Here is a 15,213-nt window from a genome sequence, read left to right on the forward strand (position 1 = left end):
ACGCCCGGGGCCTCGACAGCCGCCGTCCCGGGGGCCACGCTCGGCCTCCACGGACGCGACGGGACCGGACGCGGAGGTGCGGGGTGGACGACGGGTCGCGGGGCTGCGTCCTCGGGCGCGAGGACGGCGAGGCCTCCTGGTTCCTCGACACCCGGATGACGGTCGAGGCGGGCGCCGTCCAGACCCGCGGGGCGTGGGCCCTGCTCGAGTGGTCGGCGCCCCGCGGGTTCGGGCCGCCGCGGCACGTGCACACGGCCGAGGACGAGGCCTTCTACGTCCTCGAGGGGGAGCTCGTCGCCGAGTGCGGGGAGCGGCGGATGACGGCCGGCCCGGGGGACTTCGTCTTCCTGCCCTGCGGCGTGCCGCACGTCTTCGTGGTGTCGGCCGGCCCCCTGCGCGCGCTGCAGCTCACCTCACCGGCGGGCTTCGAGGACTTCGTCGCCGAGATCGGGCGGCCGCCCACCGGGCCGGGGCTGCCGGAACCCAGCGCACCCGACGTGCCCCGGCTGGTCGAGGTGGGCAGCCGTCACGGCGCCGGGATCGTCGGGCCGCCACTGCCGCTGCCCGAGGGCTGAGCCAGCGGGTCGACGCCGTCGACGGTGCCGCGCGAGGAGAGCACCGCCAGCCGGGCGAACAGCTCCTCGGCGTACCAGCCCTCCCGCGCCGTCCGGGCGACGACGGCGGCGTGCTCGGGGCGGTCGTAGGCGAAGGCGTTCAGCGCCGCGGCGGAGTCCCAGACGCTGAAGGTGCCCTGCAGGCCCAGCGGCGCCTCGCCGACCCCGACCGCCATCCGCAGCCCCGGCGCCCGGTGCAGGCCGGCCGACACCGGCGGCACCGCCGACCAGAACCGCGCAGCCCGGCGCAGCACCAGCCGGGCGCGGGTGACCGCGGCGACCGGCCCGTCCCAGCGCCGCGGCCGCGGGCTGCCGAACGGCTCGCGTCCCGACCACCGTCCGCGCGCGGCCAGCGGGCGCAGCCGCACCGACCACTCCTCGTCGGCGACCCGCCGCCAGCTCGCCCCCACCGGCCCGTCGTCGACGGCGCCGGCCGCGGCGGCGTCGTCCCACACCGCCAGCAGCCCCCACCGGCGCGGGTCGGCGTCGCGGACGGTGAACGTGCGCCCGTCACCGGTGCCCAGCAGCTTGGCGAAGCGCAGGCCGGGGGTGCGGGCCAGGGCCGGCCGCAGCGTCGCCATCCGCAGCACCGCCCCCGGCACCGCGCGGCCGGGGACGCCCCAGAAGTGGAGCGTGACGACCGGGTCGGGTGAGGGCACGCCGCCGAGGGTAGGTGCGCGCGGTGACCGACCAGCGCCGCGTCCAGCTCGGCGACACCGACGCCCCGGCCGAGGACGAGGTGGTGCAGGCCTTCGACCGGGTGGTCAGCCAGGGCGCGCAGCGGCTGCACCGCACCTGGCGCGAGGTGCTCACCACCGGCCTGGCCGGCGGGCTCGAGGTGGGCGTCGGGGTGCTGGCGCTGCTGGCCGTGTACGCCGAGACCGGCAGCCACCTGCTCGCCGGGCTCGCCTTCTCCGTCGGGTTCGTCGCGCTGCTGCTGGCCCGCAGCGAGCTGTTCACCGAGGGCTTCCTGCTGCCGGTCACCGCGGTGGTCGCCCGCCGCGCGAGCGGGGCGCAGCTCGCGCGGCTGTGGTCGGGGACGCTGGTGGCCAACCTCGCCGGCGGCTGGCTGTTCATGTGGCTGGTCGCGCACGGCTTCCCCCAGCTGGGGCCCACGATGGTCGAGTCCGCCCGGCACTTCGTCGAGTCGCCGCTGGACCTGCGCGCGGTCTGCCTGGCCTTCCTCGGCGGCACCGTCATCACGCTGATGACGCGCATGCAGAACGGCACCAGCGCCGACGGCGCGAAGATCGTGGCGGCGGTGGCCGGCGCGTTCGTGCTGGCCGGGCTGCAGCTGTTCCACTCGATCCTCGACTCGCTGCTGGTCTTCGGCGCTCTCCACACCGGTACCGCGCCGTTCGGCTACGGGGAGTGGCTGGCCTGGTTCTGGTACACGACGCTGCTCAACGTGGCCGGCGGGCTGCTGGTGGTCACGCTGCTGCGCCTGGTGCGCAGCAAGGAGCTGCTGCAGCGCGAGCGGGCCGAGGTCGCCGCGGAGCGCTGACCGGCCCGTCCTGCCGCGGCCGGGCGCTCTCGGTGGCCAGACTGTCGGCGTGATCGAGGTCGACGGGCTGACCAAGCGCTACCGCACCCGCGTCGCCGTCGAGGACGTGTCCTTCACCGTCCCCCCGGGGCGGGTCACCGGTTTCCTCGGCCCCAACGGCTCGGGCAAGACGACGACGATGCGCTGCGTCCTCGGGCTGACGCGGCCCACCGCGGGCACCGCGACCGTCCTCGGCGTGCCCTACCGGCAGCTCGACGTCCCGATGCGCCGGGTCGGTGCGCTGGTCGACCCGCGGGCCCGCCACCCCGGCCGCACCGCGTACGCCCACCTGCTGGCGCTGGCGCAGAGCAACGGGCTGCCGGCGTCCCGCGTCGACGACGTCGTCGACCTGGTGGGGCTGGGTGCCGTCGCGCACGAGCGGGTCCGCGGCTTCTCCCTGGGCATGGGGCAGCGGCTGGGCATCGCCGCGGCGCTGCTCGGCGATCCCGAGGTGCTGCTGCTCGACGAGCCGGTCAACGGCCTGGACCCCGAGGGCATCCGCTGGGTGCGCGGGCTGCTGCGCGACCTCGCCGTCGAGGGCCGCACGGTGCTGGTCTCCAGCCACCTGATGAGCGAGATGGAGGACACCGCCGACCACCTGGTGGTGCTCGGGCGCGGCCGGCTGCTCGCCGACGTCGCCATGGCCGACCTGCTGGGCCGCGGCGCGTCGGTGCGGGTGCGCAGCCCGCGGGCGCCGGTGCTGGCGGCGGCGCTGCACCGGGCCGGGGCCGCGGTGTCGCCGCAGCCCGACGGCGCGCTGCGGGTCGACGGGCTGTCCGCCGCGGCCGTCGGCGACGTCGCCTTCGCCGCCGGGGTGCCGGTGCACGAGCTGGCCACGGTGACGGCCTCGCTGGAGGCGGCCTACCTGGCGCTCACCGGGGAGGACGTCGAGTACCGCGCCGGTGCGGCGTGAGGGTCGGGCCGGCGGCGGTGCTGCGCAGCGAGTGGACCAAGCTGCGCACGCTGCGCTCGACGTGGTGGTGCACCGCGGTGTACCTGCTCGTGGTCGGCGCCTTCGCCTGGCTGGCCGCCGCCACCACGCACAGCGCACCGACCGCCGACGCCGCCGTCGGGGTGGTGCTCACCGGCTTCGCGTTCGGCCAGGTGGTGCTGGTCGTCCTCGGGGTGCTCGCGGTGACCGCGGAGTCCGCCACCGGGATGGCGCTGGCCTCGCTGGTGGCGGTGCCGCGCCGCACGAGGCTCCTGGCGGCGAAGACCGCCGTCGTCGCGGGGTGGGCGGCGCTGACCACGGCGCTGCTCGTGGCGGCCTGCGTGCTGGCGGCGCGGACGCTCGTCGCCGTCCCCGGCGGTGTGTCGCTCACCGATCCCGGCGTGCTCCGACCGGCCGGCCTGCAGGTGGCCGGGGCGGTGCTGGTCACCGTGCTGGCCGCCGGCCTGGGCGCGGTGCTGCGGTCGACCGCCGGGGCGCTCGGGGTGGGGCTGGCGCTGGTGATCGTCGCTCCGCCGGCCCTGGCGCTGGCCGGCGGGCGCCTGGCCTCGCTGCTCTCCCGGGCGATGCCCGCGCTGCGGGTGGGGGAGGACGCGTTCCTCGCCGTCCCCACGGGCTGGCCGATGGGTCTCGCGGTCGCCGGCGCGTGGGCCGCCGCGGCGTGGGTCGCCGGCGCGGTGCTGCTCGAGCGGCGCGACGTCTAGGGCCCGGCTCCCGCGCGGGAGCCGGGCCCCGCCCGTCAGCGCTGCCCGGTCGGGAAGGACAGGTCGGTGACGTCGCCGCGGCCGACGCGGCCGGCGTCGGTGAACCGGCCGGTGAGCAGGTCGACCCGGTGGAGCCGGCCGGCGTTGACGGCCCAGCCGGCGTTCGCGACGGTCGAGCCCTGCCGGACCGTGGAGGAGACGTCGAAGCCGGTGTCCCCGGTGAGGTCGACCCCGGCCGCGCCGGTCGGCGACAGGGAGCCGGCGTTGGCCGGCGCCTGGACGACGACCTGGTCGGCCGCCGTGGCCAGGTCGAACAGCGTGGTCGCGGTGGCGGGGTCGCGGTCGTTGTTGGTGTAGGCCGCGCCGGTCACGCCGGTGCCCGGGGCCGGGTTCAGCGGGGTGTCGGCGACGGTGGCCCCGGCCGTGGCGAGGGGCTGGCGCAGGTTCTGGCCGGTGTCGCTGACGATCCGCAGCGCGTCGGCGGCCGGGTTGACGTCCACGCCGAAGGACTCGCCCTGCAGCGGCACGGTCAGCTGCAGCGCCTTCGTGGCCTGCAGCGTGCGGGTGTCGATCGTGTAGACACCGCCGCCCCGCCCGACGCCGTAGAGGCTGCCGTCGGCGGCGCGGTGGTCGATGCCCACCAGCTCCTGGTCGGCCGGCGCCAGGCCGCGCACGTCGCCGAGCGGGCGCGCGTCCCGGGGCCGGTCGGTGTCGAAGCGGACGAGCGTGCGGTCACCGGCCAGCCCGATCGCCGTCAGCCGGTCGGCGGCGGACCAGCCGGAGGGGCGCCCGTCGCCGGCCGAGGCCGTCGCGGGGGCCAGGGCGACGGCGAGGGCCGCGGCCGTCAGGGTCAGGGCGGTGGTCGGTCGTGTGCGCATGGTCGGTCTCCCCGTGGACGTGCCCACCTCACCGGTGAGGTGCGTGCACCGGTGTCTACGGGCGCCGGCCCGGTGCGTTCACGACCCACGCGGACGGTCCCGTCCGCTCAGCGCGGGCCGAACGCCACCGCCCGGAACGCCTCGAACACCGGCGGGGGAGCCGGGGAGTCCCACACCTGGTTGGTGAGCAGGACCGCCGTCGTGCCGGTGACCGGGTCGGTCCACCACGTGCTGCCCAGCCCGCCGTCCCAGCCGAAGGAGCCGGCGTGCCGGCCGCCGGGCTCGTCCTCGCGCCGCACACCCAGGCCCAGGCCCCAGCCGCCGCCCTCGTCGTCGACCGGGCCGGCCTGCTCGGTGAGCATCGCCCGGACCGTCCCCTCCCGGAGCACCGGCTCCCCGCCGGCGAGGAGCGCCCGCGCGAGGACGGCGAGGTCGTCGACGGTGGACACCAGCCCGTCGCCGCCGTCGGGGAAGGCCGGGGGCCGCGCCCACTGGCCCTCGGGCGGGTCGTACAGCGCGCGCCGGCCGGTGTCGTCCGGCGGCGTCCAGTGCGGGCCCAGGCGGGGGCGCGCGGCGTCGGGGACGCCGAACCCGGTGTCGCTCATCCCGAGCGGCACCAGCACCCGCTCGGCGAGCACCTCGGGCAGCGGCCGGCCCGCGGCCCGAGCGACCAGGACGCCCAGCACGCTGGAGCCGGTGTGGTAGAGCCAGCGCTCCCCGGGCTGGTGGGCCAGCGGGACCGAGGCCAGCCGGCGCAGCCACTCCTCCGGCGGCGGCGCGGCCTGCGGCTGCGGCGGACCGGCCGGCAGCCCGGCCGCGCCGAGGGCGGCCACGGTCGGCGTCGGCCATGGGGCGGTGAAGTCCAGCCCGGTCCCGAGCCGCAGGGTGAGGACGTCGCGCACCGTGACCGGCCGCCGGGCCGGGACCGTGCCGGCGGACGGGTCGGCGGGGTCGGCGAGCACGCGCGGGCCGGCCAGCTCGGGCAGGTGCGCGTCGACCGGGTCGTCCAGGCGCAGCGTGCCGTCGTCGACCAGCGCGAGGGCGGCGACGGCGACCACCGGCTTGGTCACCGAGGCGATGCGGAAGACGGTGTCGGGGCCCACCGGGTCGTCCCCGCCCGGGGTGTGCGTGCCGGCGGCGCCGCGGGCGACCTCGCTGTCGCGGGTCACCCACCAGGCAGCGCCCGGCACCGCCCCGGCGGCCACGGCCTCCGACACCACCCGCTCCACGTCCCGCGCCAGTCCCATGCGGGGGTGACCGGAGCCGGGACGGGGACTCATCGGTGCGGCACCATCCGGGGATGACCGCGCCCGACACCGTCGAGGAGTACCTGGCCGCGCTGCCCCCGGAGGCGCGGGCGGTGCTGGAACGGGTCCGCGCCGCCGTCCTGCGGGGCATGCCCGGCGCGACCGAGACCATCCGCTACGGCATGCCCGCGGCGATGGTCGGCACCCGGTACGGCCTGCACTTCGCGGCCTGGAAGCGGCACGCGGCGCTGTACCCGGTGCCGGCGCTCGACGGCGACCTGGAGGCGGAGGTGGCGCCGCTGCGCTCCGGGAAGGACGCGGTGCACCTGCGCTACGGCCGCCCGGTGCCCGAGGACCTGGTGGAGCGCGTCGCGTCGGCGGTGGCCGCCCGCCGCAGGGACGACAGGTAGCGCCGGGTGGCCAGGCCCTGGACGAACCGGCTGACCGGGGGCACGGCGCGGGCCGCCGGCGTGGCCAGCCGGGAGAACACCCGGATGGTGACGACGACGTCGCCGCCCTCGGCCAGCCGCACGGTGAAGCACTCCTCGCCGCTCTCCGGGTGCCCGGGCAGGGTGCCGTAGGCGAAGCCGCGCTCGTCGCCGGTGGTCGACGCCCACACCACCCGGCAGGGGATGTCGTAGCCCAGCCGAGGGAGCCCGGCGGTCAGGACGACGACGGTGCCGACCTCGGCCGGCGACCCGCTCGCGCGCACCCGCAGTCCCACGCTGCGCTGCGGGGTCCAGTCGAACACCGCCGCGGCCACCCGCTCGAACGTCTCCCGCCCCGAGCCGACCACCTCGGTCCACGTGCCGTGCAGGTAGCCGGCCGGCAACTCGGGATCCCGCGTGGCGCCGACCTCGGCGTAGGTGAGCGGCGCGTCGCGCAGGCCCTCGGGCGACACGGCCCGGAACAGGCCCATGCGTCCAGTGTGGCCCGGCGTAGGTTGACCGGCACTGTGCTGCCCGCCGTCACCGCCACCCGCTACGTCACCCCGCTGCGCGAGGGTGGCTCGCTGCCCGGCCTCATGGAGGCCGACGACCTGGGCACCTACGTGGTCAAGTGGCGCGCCGCCGGTCAGGGCGTGCGGGTGCTGGTCGCCGAGGTGGTGTGCGGCGAGCTGGCCCGCGCGCTGGCGCTGCCGGTGCCGGCGCTGGTCACCGTCGACGTCGCGCCGGAGCTGGCCGTGGGGGAGCCCGACCCCGAGGTGCAGGAGCTGCTGCAGCGCTCGGCCGGGCGCAACCTGGGGCTGGACTACCTGCCCGGCGCGCTGGACTTCGAGGCCGGCGCCGGCACGGTCGGGCCCGAGCCGGCCGGGCGGGTGCTGTGGTTCGACGCGCTCGTCGGCAACGTCGACCGGTCCTGGCGCAACCCCAACATGCTGTTCTGGCACGGCCGGCTGCAGCTGATCGACCACGGCGCCGCGCTGACCTTCCACCACAACTGGCCCGGCGCACCGGCCGCCGTCGCCCGGCCCTACGACGCCTCGCAGCACGCGCTCGTGGAGTGCTCGCCCGACGTGCCCGCGGCCGACACCGCGCTGGCCGGCCGGGTGACCCGGCCGCTGCTGGAGGAGGTCCTGCGCCAGGTGCCCGACGACTGGCTCGAGGGACCCACGCCCGACGAGGACCCCGACGACGTCCGGGAGCGCTACGTCGCCCAGCTGCTCGCCCGGCTGGCCGCCCGCGACGCCTGGCTGCCCGGGCTGGTGGCCGCGGCGGCCGCGGGCGGGTCGCGGCGGCGGGCGCCGCGCGGGGAGAACCGGCCGGCCTGGCTCGGCCCGCCCCCGCCCGAGGGGATCACCCAGCGGTGAGCCGGGAGACCTTCGAGTACGCCGTCCTGCGGGTGGTGCCGCGGGTCGAGCGCGGCGAGGCGATCAACGCCGGCGTCCTCGTCTACTGCCGGCAGCGCGACTACCTCGGCAGCCGGGTGCACCTCGACGCCGACCGGCTGCGCGTGCTGGACCCGACGGCCGACCCGGCGGCGATCGCGCAGGCGCTGCAGGCCGCCGCCGACGTGTGCGCCGCCGATCCCGCCGCGGGGGCGGCGGGCCGGGAGGCGCTGGGCTCGCGGTTCCGCTGGCTGACCGCCCCGCGGAGCACCGTGGTGCAGCCGGGGCCGGTGCACACCGGGCTGACCGAGGACCCCGACGCCGAGGCCGACCGGCTGCTGCGGCTGCTGGTGCTCCCCGTCGCGGAGTGACCACCGGCAGCACGTCCCGCGGTCAGGCCGCCCCGACGAGCTCCAGGAGCTGCGCGCGCGTCGGGCCGGCCGGCGGCGGGGGCTCGTGCTCGCCGGCCACCTGCAGGACCCGGTCGGCGAACCCCGGGCGGGTGAACAGCTCCGCGGGCAGGGTCAGGCAGTCCACCACCTCCATGAACGCGCGGTAGACCTCGGCGTCGAACGCCATGGCCCGGGCCAGCGCCGCACCGGGCGTCCCCGGGCCGTGCGGCCGGGGCGGGGGACGGCCCTCCCGCGCGGCGTCCATGTCCGCGAGCCGGGCCCGGTCGACGGCGACCGTGGCCCGGTACCAGGGGGTCAGCCGGGCCTCCGTCTCCGCGTCCCACGCCGCCGCGAACTCCCGCGGGTCGCCGAGGTGCTGCCGGACGACCTCGCGCAGCGCGACCGCGTGCACCAGGCCGAGTGCGATGCCGCGGCCGATCGAGGGGTTCGTGCAGGCCCACGCGTCGGCCACGGGGGCGACGCCGGTGGCCACCGGGCGCTCGCCGTCGGACAGCCGGCGGTGCCGGTCGAGGATCCCCGCCATCGGCAGGACCCCGGTCAGCGGCTCGCCGTCGAGCCAGTGCGCCTGCCGCGGGCAGGCCGCCACGACCGCCGTCCACGCGGCCTCGTGCCGCAGCTCCTTGAGCGGCCGGTCGTCGGAGGCGGTGTAGAGGGTCACCGACCAGGTGCCGGAGTCGGCGGGCAGGGTGAGCACCGAGAAGGAGCCGAGCGCGACGTTGAGCCGGTCGCGGGGCTCGGGCAGGCGGCCGTCGCGGGACCGGAAGTAGCGGGTGTAGTAGGCGAACCCGCTGTCCACCGACTCCTCCCGCACCGGGGCGCTGCCGGCCTCGAGCAGCCACCGCGGCAGCGGCGAGCGCCGGCCCGTGGCGTCGACGACGAGGTCGGCGGCCACGTCGCCGCCGGTCGTGGCGACGCCGGTGACGTGCGGGCGCCCGTCCAGCGGCCGGGTGAGCAGGCCGGTGACGGTCACGCCGCGCCGGACCCGCAGGGCCGGCTGCTCGTCGGCGGTGCGGCCGAGGACCTGCTCGAGCACGCAGCGGCGGGCGGTCAGCGTGACGTGGCGGTCGTCGTCCGGCCGCCGGTCCAGCGGCGGCACCGTGGCCGGGGCCGTGGTCAGGGTGTCGAAGCGGACGGCGTGGGCGGCGGCGAGGGCGGCGCTCACGTCCGGCAGCTCGGCGTCGAGGACCAGCCGCGCCCGCGGCTGCAGGTAGTGCGGCTGGCGGAACTGCGCGACCCCGCCGCGGTGCCACTGCTGCCACGCCTCCCCGGGCGTGCCCGGCACGGGGTCGGGGTCGTGCTCCAGGACGGTCACCTCGTGCCCGTCGCGGGCCAGCAGCAGCGCCGTGGCGAGGCCGCACACCCCGCCACCGAGCACGACGACGTCGGCCATGGCGGCCTCCTCCCGCTCCCTGCCGCACGCTAGGAGCGCGCGGGGGCGGGCCGGGAGAGTCGTTGGACTCCGGTGGCTCAGCCGGGGAGGTGTCAGCCGGGGAAGAGGTCGTCGATGCGGCGGGCGAGCTCGAGGTCCAGCTCGCTGACCCCGCCGGCGGAGTGGCTGACCAGCGTCAGGTGCAGGGTGCGCCAGCGCAGGTCGACGTCGGGGTGGTGGTCCAGCTGCTCGGCCACGAACGCGATGCGCACGAGCGCGGCGACGGCGTCCGGGAAGCCGGGCAGCTCCAGGCTGCGCCGGATGCCGTCGGGCCCGCCGGACCACGCCGGCAGGTCGCGCAGCGCGGCGGCGACGTCGTCGGGGGACAGCTTCGGCGGCCGGGGCACGTGCCCATCCTGCCGTGCTGGAACTGCCTCGTCCTCGGGTCCCGCGGCGTGCGGAGCGGGTCGTGGGGTGGGCCGAGGTCCTTCAGAGGTGCAGGCCGCACTCGGTCTTGCCGCGGCCGGCCCAGCGCCCGGCGCGCGGGTCCTCGCCCGGGGCGACGGGGCGGGTGCACGGCGCGCACCCGATGGAGGCGTACCCGAGCTCCTGCAGCGGGTTGACCGGCACGTCGTGCTCGGCGAGGTAGGCGTCGACGTCGTCCTGCGTCCAGGCCGCCAGCGGGTTGACCTTCACCATGCCCCGCTTGGCGTCCCAGTCGACGACGCGCGTGCCGGCGCGGGTGGACGCCTCGTCGCGGCGCACGCCCGAGCCCCAGGCCACGTAGCCGGCCAGCGCGGTGGCCAGCGGCTGCACCTTGCGCAGCGAGCAGCACAGGTCGGGGTCGCGGTCGTGCAGCGCCGGGCCGTGCTCGGCGTCCTGCTCGGCCACCGTGCGCGGCGGCGTCACGTTCACCAGCGTGATCGGCAGGACGCTGCTGATCCAGTCGCGCGTGCCGATCGTCTCGGCGAAGTGGTAGCCGGTGTCGAGGAAGACGACGTGCACGCCCGGCACCGCCCGGGAGGCGAGGTGGGCGAGCAGCCCGTCGGCCATCGACGAGGTGACGGCGAACCCGTCACCGAAGGTCTCGCCGGCCCAGCGGAGGACGGCGAGCGCCTGCTCGACCGGGTCGGCGATCCCCTCGAAGCGGGCGTCGGCCTCGGCGGCCAGCTCCGGTGTGGCCCGCACGGCGGTGGTCACGGTCGCTGGACTCCTGTCCCGGTCAGGCGGACGGTGAACGTGCGCAGGCACGCGGCGCAGTGCCACTCGCCGCCGGACTCCCCGGCAGGGGTCAGCTCCTCGTCACCGCAGTACGGGCAGTGGAACACGGGGAGCTGGCGCTGCCTTCCCCCCGACTCCTCCTCGCTCACAGCAGCCAGGCCTCCTCGGCCCGCGCGACGTAGGCGGCGAACCCCTCGCCGGGCTCGCGCCGCTCGAGGTAGCCGCGCAGCACCCGCTCGCAGTAGTCGGCGGTCTCGGCCTTGGTCACCTTGTGGCCGCGGAACTTCCGGCCGAAGGACGCCTCGACGCCGAGGTGCCCGCCGAGGTGGACCTGGAAGCCCTCGACCATCTCGCCGGAGTCGTCGCGCACCATCGAGCCCTTGAGGCCGATGTCGGCGGTCTGGAACCGGGCGCAGCTGTTCGGGCAGCCGTTGACGTTGATCCCGATCGGCTCGTCGAAGCCGGGCAGCCGCTTCTCCAGCTCGGCGTAGAGGTCCTGCGCGTGCTGCTTGGTCTCGACGATCGCGAGCTTGCAGAACTCCAGGCCGGTGCACGCCATGGTGCCGCGGCGGAACGCGCTGGGGCGCACCAGCAGGTCGTGCTCGGCCAGCGCGGCGACCAGGTCCTCGACGTGCTCGTCGGGGACGTCGAGGACGACCATCTTCTGCTGCGTCGTGGTCCGGATGCGGCCGGCGCCGTAGCGGTCGGCGAGGTCGGCGATCCGGGTGAGCACCGTCCCGGTGACCCGGCCGGTGCGCAGCGCGAAGCCGACGGCGTTGCGGCCGTCCTTCTGCCGCGCCACGCCGACGTGGTCGCGCGAGGCGTGCGCGGGCGCCGCGGCGGCGGGGCCGTCGGGCAGGGCGCGGTGCAGGTACTCGTCCTGCAGCACCTGGCGGAATCGCTCCGGACCCCAGTCGGCCATGAGGAACTTGATCCGGGCCCGGTTGCGCTGCCGGCGGTAGCCGTAGTCGCGGAAGACCGCGGTGCAGGCCGCCCAGACCTCGGTGACCTCCTCCGGGCGGACGAAGACGCCGATCCGCTTGGCGAACATCGGGTTGGTCGACAGCCCGCCGCCCACCCACAGGTCGAAGCCGGGCTCGCCGTCGGGGCCGACGACGCCGACGAAGGAGACGTCGTCGATCTCGGGCTCGGTGCAGTGGTCGACGCAACCCGACATCGACGTCTTCCACTTGCGCGGCAGGTTGCTGAACTCCGGGTCGCCCACGTAGCGGGCCACCGTCTGCGCCATGACTTCGGTGGCGTCGATGACCTCGTCCTCGAGGACGCCGGCCAGCGGGCAGTTGAGCATCCCGCGCGGGGTGTCGCCGCAGGCCTCGGTCGTGGTCATGCCGACCGCCTCCAGCCGCTCCCAGATCTCGGGGACGTCCTCGATGCGGATCCAGTGGTACTGGACGTTCTGCCGGTCGGTGACGTCGGCGACGTCGCGGCCGAACTCGGTGCTGATCGCGCCGAGGGTGCGCAGCTGCTCGCTGGTCAGCGCCCCGCCGTCGGTGCGCACCCGCATCATGAAGTAGGAGTCCTCGAGCTCCTCGGGCTCCAGGACGGCGGTCTTGCCGCCGGGGATGCCGGGCGCCCGCTGGGTGTAGAGGCCCATCCAGCGCATGCGGCCGCGCAGGTCGCTCGGGTCGATGCCGTCGAAGCCGGTCTTCGAGTAGACGTCGAGGATCCGCTGCCGGACCTCGAGGCCGTCGGAGTCCTTCTTCATGCGCTCGTTGGGGTTCAGTGGCTCCCGGTAGCCGAGGGCCCACTGGCCCTGGCCGCGGACCGGCCGGGCAGAACGGGGTGGTGCGGACACGGTGGCTTCTTCCTGCGCCGTCCGCGCTGGTTTGACGACCCGCGCGGAACGCGCTGCCAGATCGGGGACGCGACTCGCGCCGCGGGGAGGACTGGTGGTCAGCGCGCGGCGCGACAGGCGGCGCTGCTGACCCGGGCGAGGTCGACGTGCAGACGCGCGACGAGCAGGCTGCCGCGATCCGTCACGCCCCCATGGTCGCACACCCGTCCGGGGAGCCCGTCCGGTCAGGGGGCGGGTGTCCCGCCGTCACCCGTCCCGCCGTCGAGGGCCGCGCGGATGCGGGCCACGGACTCCTCCAGCGGGGTGACCGACGTGTCGATGACCAGCTCGGCGCGGGCCGGGGGCTCGTAGGGGTCGTCGACGCCGGTGAAGCCGGGGATCTCCCCGGCGCGGGCGCGGGCGTAGAGGCCCTTGACGTCGCGGGCCTCGCAGACCTCCAGCGGCGTGGCCAGGTGCACGAGCACGAACCGGCCGTGCCGCTCGACCAGCGCCCGCGCCTCCTCGCGCGCTTGCTCGTAGGGCGCGATGGCGGCGACGACGACGGTGCCGCCGTGGCGGACCACCTCGCCTGCGACGAAGCCGATGCGGCGGATGTTGAGGTCGCGGTGCTCGCGGGAGAAGGACAGCTCGCTGGACAGGTGCGTGCGCACGACGTCGCCGTCGAGGACCGTCACCGGCCGGCCCTCGGCCTCGAGCCCGGCGACCAGGGCGTCGGCGATCGTCGACTTGCCCGCGCCGGACAGTCCGGTGAGGAAGACGGTGACCCCGCCGTGCTGCGCGCTGCTCACCGGCCGAGTCTCGCCCAGCCGCCGGGCGGGCCGCTCAGGCGGGGTCGTCGCCGAAGGAGCGCCAGGCGCTGTCGAGCGCCACGAGCTGGGCGACGTGGCCGGGCAGCTTCCCGGCGACGACGTCGGCGAGGGTGACCTCCTCGAGCACCCGCCGGTAGGCCTCCCGCGCGGCCACCCAGACGCCGGCCAGCTCCGCTGCCACGCCCGGGTAGCTCACGTCCTCGGGCCGCTGGCCGTGGACCTCGGCGAGGAAGCCCTGCTCCACGCGCATGACCCGCGCGATCGAGATCTCCGACGGCGGCAGCGCCAGGCGGTAGCCGCCCTCGCGGCCGCGCTGGCTGGTGACCAGCCGGGCGTGCTGCAGGTCGCCGAGGATGCCCTGCAGGAAGCGGGAGGGGATCTCCTGGGCGCGCGCGATGCGGTCGCAGGTCAGCGCGTCCGGCGCCACCGCGGCCAGCTCGACGGCCGCGCGGACGGCGTAGTCGACCCGGGCCGTGATGCGCACGGGGCCCATCCTGCCCGTTCTGCGAGGGTCGGGACGTGGACCGGCTCCGTTTCACCACCGTCGTGGCGGCGCCGCTGACCGTCGCCTTCGACGTCGCCCGTGCCCTCGGCCGCCCCTGGCCGTTCCCGCTGGAGGAGGTCGAGTCCCTCCGCCCGGTGTCCGACGTCTACGCCGCCGGCCCCGGCCGGGGGTGGCGCCGGCTCACCCACGCGCGGACGTTCACCGCCACCGGGCAGGGCACCGTCGTCGACGAGCGGGTGGACTGGGACACCGGCCTGCCCGGCGTGCTCGGCGGCCTGGTCGACCGGGCGGTGCTGCGGCGCCGGGTGCGGCGGGCGATGCGGCGGCACCTCGACGGCTACGCCGCGGCGGCGGCGCTGCGGGCGCTCGACGTCGTCCAGGTGGTGGGCGCGGCGATCGTCCGGGGGGACGAGGTGCTCGTCGCGCAGCGGGACGCCGGCCCGCTGGCGGGGCTGTGGGAGTTCCCCGGCGGCAAGGTCGAGCCGGGGGAGGACCAGGCGGCGGCCCTGGTCCGGGAGTGCGCCGAGGAACTCGGGGTCACCGTCGCGCCGCAGGTCTTCCTGGGCGAGGTGCCGCTCGACGGCGTCGTCGCCGGGGGCGCGCCGGGCGCCTCCACGCTGCGGGTGTGGCAGGCGCGGCTGGTCGGCGGGGAGCCGGTGGCCCACGAGCACCGCGATCTGCGCTGGGTGCGCGCGGGCGACCTCGAGGACCTCGACTGGATCGCCGCCGACCGTCCGCTGCTGCCCGCCGTCCGGGAGTTGCTCACCGGCACGTGAGCACGCCCCGGTGACCGTCCCGGGTGGGACGGCACCGGGGCGGCCGGTGACGTGCTGGAACGGCCCCGTCCAGAGGCTCACCCCGAGCCTGCGAGGGGTGAGCCTCTGGACGGGGTCCTTCCTCTACTTGAAGACGTCCTTGACCTTCTCGCCGGCCTGCTTGAGGTTGCCGGCCGCCTTGTCGTTGGCGCCCTCGGCCTGCAGGTCGCGGTCGCCGGTCGCCTCGCCGAGGCGCTCCTTGCCCTCGCCGGAGAGCTCCTGGGCCTTGTTCTTCATCTTGTCGATCCCGCTCACCGTGAGCTCCTCTCCTCGGGAGACCCCGGGTTACCCCTCGCTGCGGTTCCGACACGCCGGTCGCCCGGTCGGCGGAAGTCCTCCGGGATGAGCGGGCGGGGGCCGCAACACGTGTCGTGACGGGGGCCGCGTACCGTGCCGTTTGCATCGCGCCCCGCAAGGTCGTGAGCCAGGGTCACAAATCGGTGACGGTCGTGGACGGTCCTCTCCGGGGCTGCCTAGTGTCGCTCGCGGCGTTCCGGGACCG

General features: G+C 76.7%; 21 protein-coding genes. 8 read left to right on the forward strand and 13 right to left on the reverse strand.

The features are described from left to right. Window positions 1-83: 83 nt before the first annotated feature. Window positions 84-575: a cupin domain-containing protein gene (locus tag CHC04_RS14010; protein WP_217897364.1), complete on the forward strand. Its 492-nt coding sequence runs from the start codon at window positions 84-86 to the stop codon at window positions 573-575. On the opposite strand, the gene CHC04_RS14015 is transcribed toward CHC04_RS14010, so the two are convergent. Beyond that, the gene (locus CHC04_RS14015; protein ID WP_089404573.1) at window positions 527-1,273 is read right to left on the reverse strand and encodes a monooxygenase; all 747 of its coding nucleotides are present in this window, start codon (window positions 1,271-1,273) and stop codon (window positions 527-529) included. The two genes, CHC04_RS14010 and CHC04_RS14015, sit on opposite strands and share 49 nt — an antisense overlap. Window positions 1,274-1,296: 23 nt before the next feature. Here CHC04_RS14015 and CHC04_RS14020 point away from each other — a divergent pair, with 23 nt between their 5' ends. The 3 genes from CHC04_RS14020 to CHC04_RS14030 are packed head-to-tail and all read left to right on the forward strand — an operon-like array spanning window position 1,297 to window position 3,810. Next, the gene (locus CHC04_RS14020) at window positions 1,297-2,118 is read left to right on the forward strand and encodes a formate/nitrite transporter family protein (RefSeq protein WP_089404757.1); all 822 of its coding nucleotides are present in this window, start codon (window positions 1,297-1,299) and stop codon (window positions 2,116-2,118) included. Window positions 2,119-2,167: 49 nt separating this feature from the next. Further along, window positions 2,168-3,070, forward strand: a complete 903-nt coding sequence (locus tag CHC04_RS14025) for an ATP-binding cassette domain-containing protein (protein WP_089404574.1) — start codon at window positions 2,168-2,170, stop codon at window positions 3,068-3,070. Next, the gene (locus CHC04_RS14030) at window positions 3,067-3,810 is read left to right on the forward strand and encodes an ABC transporter permease (RefSeq protein ID WP_089404575.1); all 744 of its coding nucleotides are present in this window, start codon (window positions 3,067-3,069) and stop codon (window positions 3,808-3,810) included. The genes CHC04_RS14025 and CHC04_RS14030 overlap by 4 nt, the downstream gene beginning before the upstream one ends. Before the next feature lie 35 nt (window positions 3,811-3,845). On the opposite strand, the gene CHC04_RS14035 is transcribed toward CHC04_RS14030, so the two are convergent. Together CHC04_RS14035 and CHC04_RS14040 are read right to left on the reverse strand one after the other, a co-directional pair. Beyond that, entirely contained in the window at window positions 3,846-4,688 is an 843-nt protein-coding gene (locus CHC04_RS14035; RefSeq protein WP_089404576.1) for a DUF4394 domain-containing protein, read from the reverse strand. Window positions 4,689-4,795: 107 nt separating this feature from the next. Continuing rightward, the gene (locus tag CHC04_RS14040; protein WP_176450007.1) at window positions 4,796-5,935 is read right to left on the reverse strand and encodes a serine hydrolase domain-containing protein; all 1,140 of its coding nucleotides are present in this window, start codon (window positions 5,933-5,935) and stop codon (window positions 4,796-4,798) included. A gap of 53 nt (window positions 5,936-5,988) precedes the next feature. Here CHC04_RS14040 and CHC04_RS14045 point away from each other — a divergent pair, with 53 nt between their 5' ends. Beyond that, window positions 5,989-6,345 (forward strand): iron chaperone, encoded by a 357-nt coding sequence (locus tag CHC04_RS14045; protein ID WP_089404578.1) that lies wholly within the window; start codon window positions 5,989-5,991, stop codon window positions 6,343-6,345. On the opposite strand, the gene CHC04_RS14050 is transcribed toward CHC04_RS14045, so the two are convergent. After that, window positions 6,267-6,854 (reverse strand): DUF1990 domain-containing protein, encoded by a 588-nt coding sequence (locus CHC04_RS14050; protein WP_089404579.1) that lies wholly within the window; start codon window positions 6,852-6,854, stop codon window positions 6,267-6,269. The two genes, CHC04_RS14045 and CHC04_RS14050, sit on opposite strands and share 79 nt — an antisense overlap. Before the next feature lie 36 nt (window positions 6,855-6,890). Here CHC04_RS14050 and CHC04_RS14055 point away from each other — a divergent pair, with 36 nt between their 5' ends. Continuing rightward, window positions 6,891-7,745 carry a HipA family kinase gene (locus CHC04_RS14055; RefSeq protein ID WP_089404580.1) on the forward strand — a complete coding sequence of 285 codons (855 nt, stop codon included), beginning with the start codon at window positions 6,891-6,893 and terminating at the stop codon, window positions 7,743-7,745. Further along, complete coding sequence (locus CHC04_RS14060) at window positions 7,742-8,134, forward strand: DUF3037 domain-containing protein (RefSeq protein WP_089404581.1); 393 nt, start codon at window positions 7,742-7,744, stop codon at window positions 8,132-8,134. The genes CHC04_RS14055 and CHC04_RS14060 overlap by 4 nt, the downstream gene beginning before the upstream one ends. 22 nt (window positions 8,135-8,156) lie before the next feature. On the opposite strand, the gene CHC04_RS14065 is transcribed toward CHC04_RS14060, so the two are convergent. The 8 genes from CHC04_RS14065 to CHC04_RS14090 form a co-directional block, all read right to left on the reverse strand. Beyond that, on the reverse strand, window positions 8,157-9,566 hold the full coding sequence (locus tag CHC04_RS14065; protein ID WP_089404582.1) for an NAD(P)/FAD-dependent oxidoreductase: 1,410 nt from the start codon (window positions 9,564-9,566) through the stop codon (window positions 8,157-8,159). Between the two features lie 92 nt (window positions 9,567-9,658). Next, on the reverse strand, window positions 9,659-9,952 hold the full coding sequence (locus CHC04_RS14070) for a 4a-hydroxytetrahydrobiopterin dehydratase (protein ID WP_089404583.1): 294 nt from the start codon (window positions 9,950-9,952) through the stop codon (window positions 9,659-9,661). A gap of 82 nt (window positions 9,953-10,034) precedes the next feature. After that, the gene (locus CHC04_RS14075; protein ID WP_089404584.1) at window positions 10,035-10,745 is read right to left on the reverse strand and encodes a phosphoadenylyl-sulfate reductase; all 711 of its coding nucleotides are present in this window, start codon (window positions 10,743-10,745) and stop codon (window positions 10,035-10,037) included. Beyond that, window positions 10,742-10,915, reverse strand: a complete 174-nt coding sequence (locus CHC04_RS24215) for a hypothetical protein (protein ID WP_176450008.1) — start codon at window positions 10,913-10,915, stop codon at window positions 10,742-10,744. The genes CHC04_RS14075 and CHC04_RS24215 overlap by 4 nt, the downstream gene beginning before the upstream one ends. Next, window positions 10,912-12,582: a nitrite/sulfite reductase gene (locus CHC04_RS14080; protein ID WP_089404585.1), complete on the reverse strand. Its 1,671-nt coding sequence runs from the start codon at window positions 12,580-12,582 to the stop codon at window positions 10,912-10,914. The genes CHC04_RS24215 and CHC04_RS14080 overlap by 4 nt, the downstream gene beginning before the upstream one ends. A gap of 98 nt (window positions 12,583-12,680) precedes the next feature. Beyond that, window positions 12,681-12,785 carry a putative leader peptide gene (locus tag CHC04_RS25560; RefSeq protein WP_425432455.1) on the reverse strand — a complete coding sequence of 35 codons (105 nt, stop codon included), beginning with the start codon at window positions 12,783-12,785 and terminating at the stop codon, window positions 12,681-12,683. A gap of 21 nt (window positions 12,786-12,806) precedes the next feature. Next, entirely contained in the window at window positions 12,807-13,370 is a 564-nt protein-coding gene (gene cysC / locus CHC04_RS14085; RefSeq protein ID WP_089404586.1) for an adenylyl-sulfate kinase, read from the reverse strand. A gap of 34 nt (window positions 13,371-13,404) precedes the next feature. After that, complete coding sequence (locus tag CHC04_RS14090) at window positions 13,405-13,884, reverse strand: RrF2 family transcriptional regulator (RefSeq protein ID WP_245817202.1); 480 nt, start codon at window positions 13,882-13,884, stop codon at window positions 13,405-13,407. Between the two features lie 26 nt (window positions 13,885-13,910). On the opposite strand from CHC04_RS14090, the gene CHC04_RS14095 reads away from it, so the two are divergent. Beyond that, window positions 13,911-14,672: a (deoxy)nucleoside triphosphate pyrophosphohydrolase gene (locus CHC04_RS14095; protein WP_089404588.1), complete on the forward strand. Its 762-nt coding sequence runs from the start codon at window positions 13,911-13,913 to the stop codon at window positions 14,670-14,672. A 123-nt stretch (window positions 14,673-14,795) separates the two neighbouring features. Here CHC04_RS14095 and CHC04_RS14100 read toward each other — a convergent pair whose 3' ends face one another. Then, on the reverse strand, window positions 14,796-14,966 hold the full coding sequence (locus CHC04_RS14100) for a CsbD family protein (protein ID WP_217897365.1): 171 nt from the start codon (window positions 14,964-14,966) through the stop codon (window positions 14,796-14,798). Window positions 14,967-15,213: the final 247 nt, after the last annotated feature.

It is taken from the genome of Geodermatophilus saharensis (assembly GCF_900188205.1).
Classification (GTDB): Bacteria; Actinomycetota; Actinomycetes; order Mycobacteriales; family Geodermatophilaceae; genus Geodermatophilus; species Geodermatophilus saharensis.

What these genes read in the sequence shown, in the direction of transcription:
- CHC04_RS14035 (WP_089404576.1), bottom strand. Translation starts at nt 4,688, where the DNA reads ATGCGCACACGACCGACCACCGCCCTGACCCTGACGGCCGCGGCCCTC.
- CHC04_RS14040 (WP_176450007.1), bottom strand. Translation starts at nt 5,935, where the DNA reads ATGGGACTGGCGCGGGACGTGGAGCGGGTGGTGTCGGAGGCCGTGGCC.
- CHC04_RS14045 (WP_089404578.1), top strand. Translation starts at nt 5,989, where the DNA reads ATGACCGCGCCCGACACCGTCGAGGAGTACCTGGCCGCGCTGCCCCCG.
- CHC04_RS14050 (WP_089404579.1), bottom strand. Translation starts at nt 6,854, where the DNA reads ATGGGCCTGTTCCGGGCCGTGTCGCCCGAGGGCCTGCGCGACGCGCCG.
- CHC04_RS14065 (WP_089404582.1), bottom strand. Translation starts at nt 9,566, where the DNA reads ATGGCCGACGTCGTCGTGCTCGGTGGCGGGGTGTGCGGCCTCGCCACG.
- CHC04_RS14090 (WP_245817202.1), bottom strand. Translation starts at nt 13,884, where the DNA reads ATGGGCCCCGTGCGCATCACGGCCCGGGTCGACTACGCCGTCCGCGCG.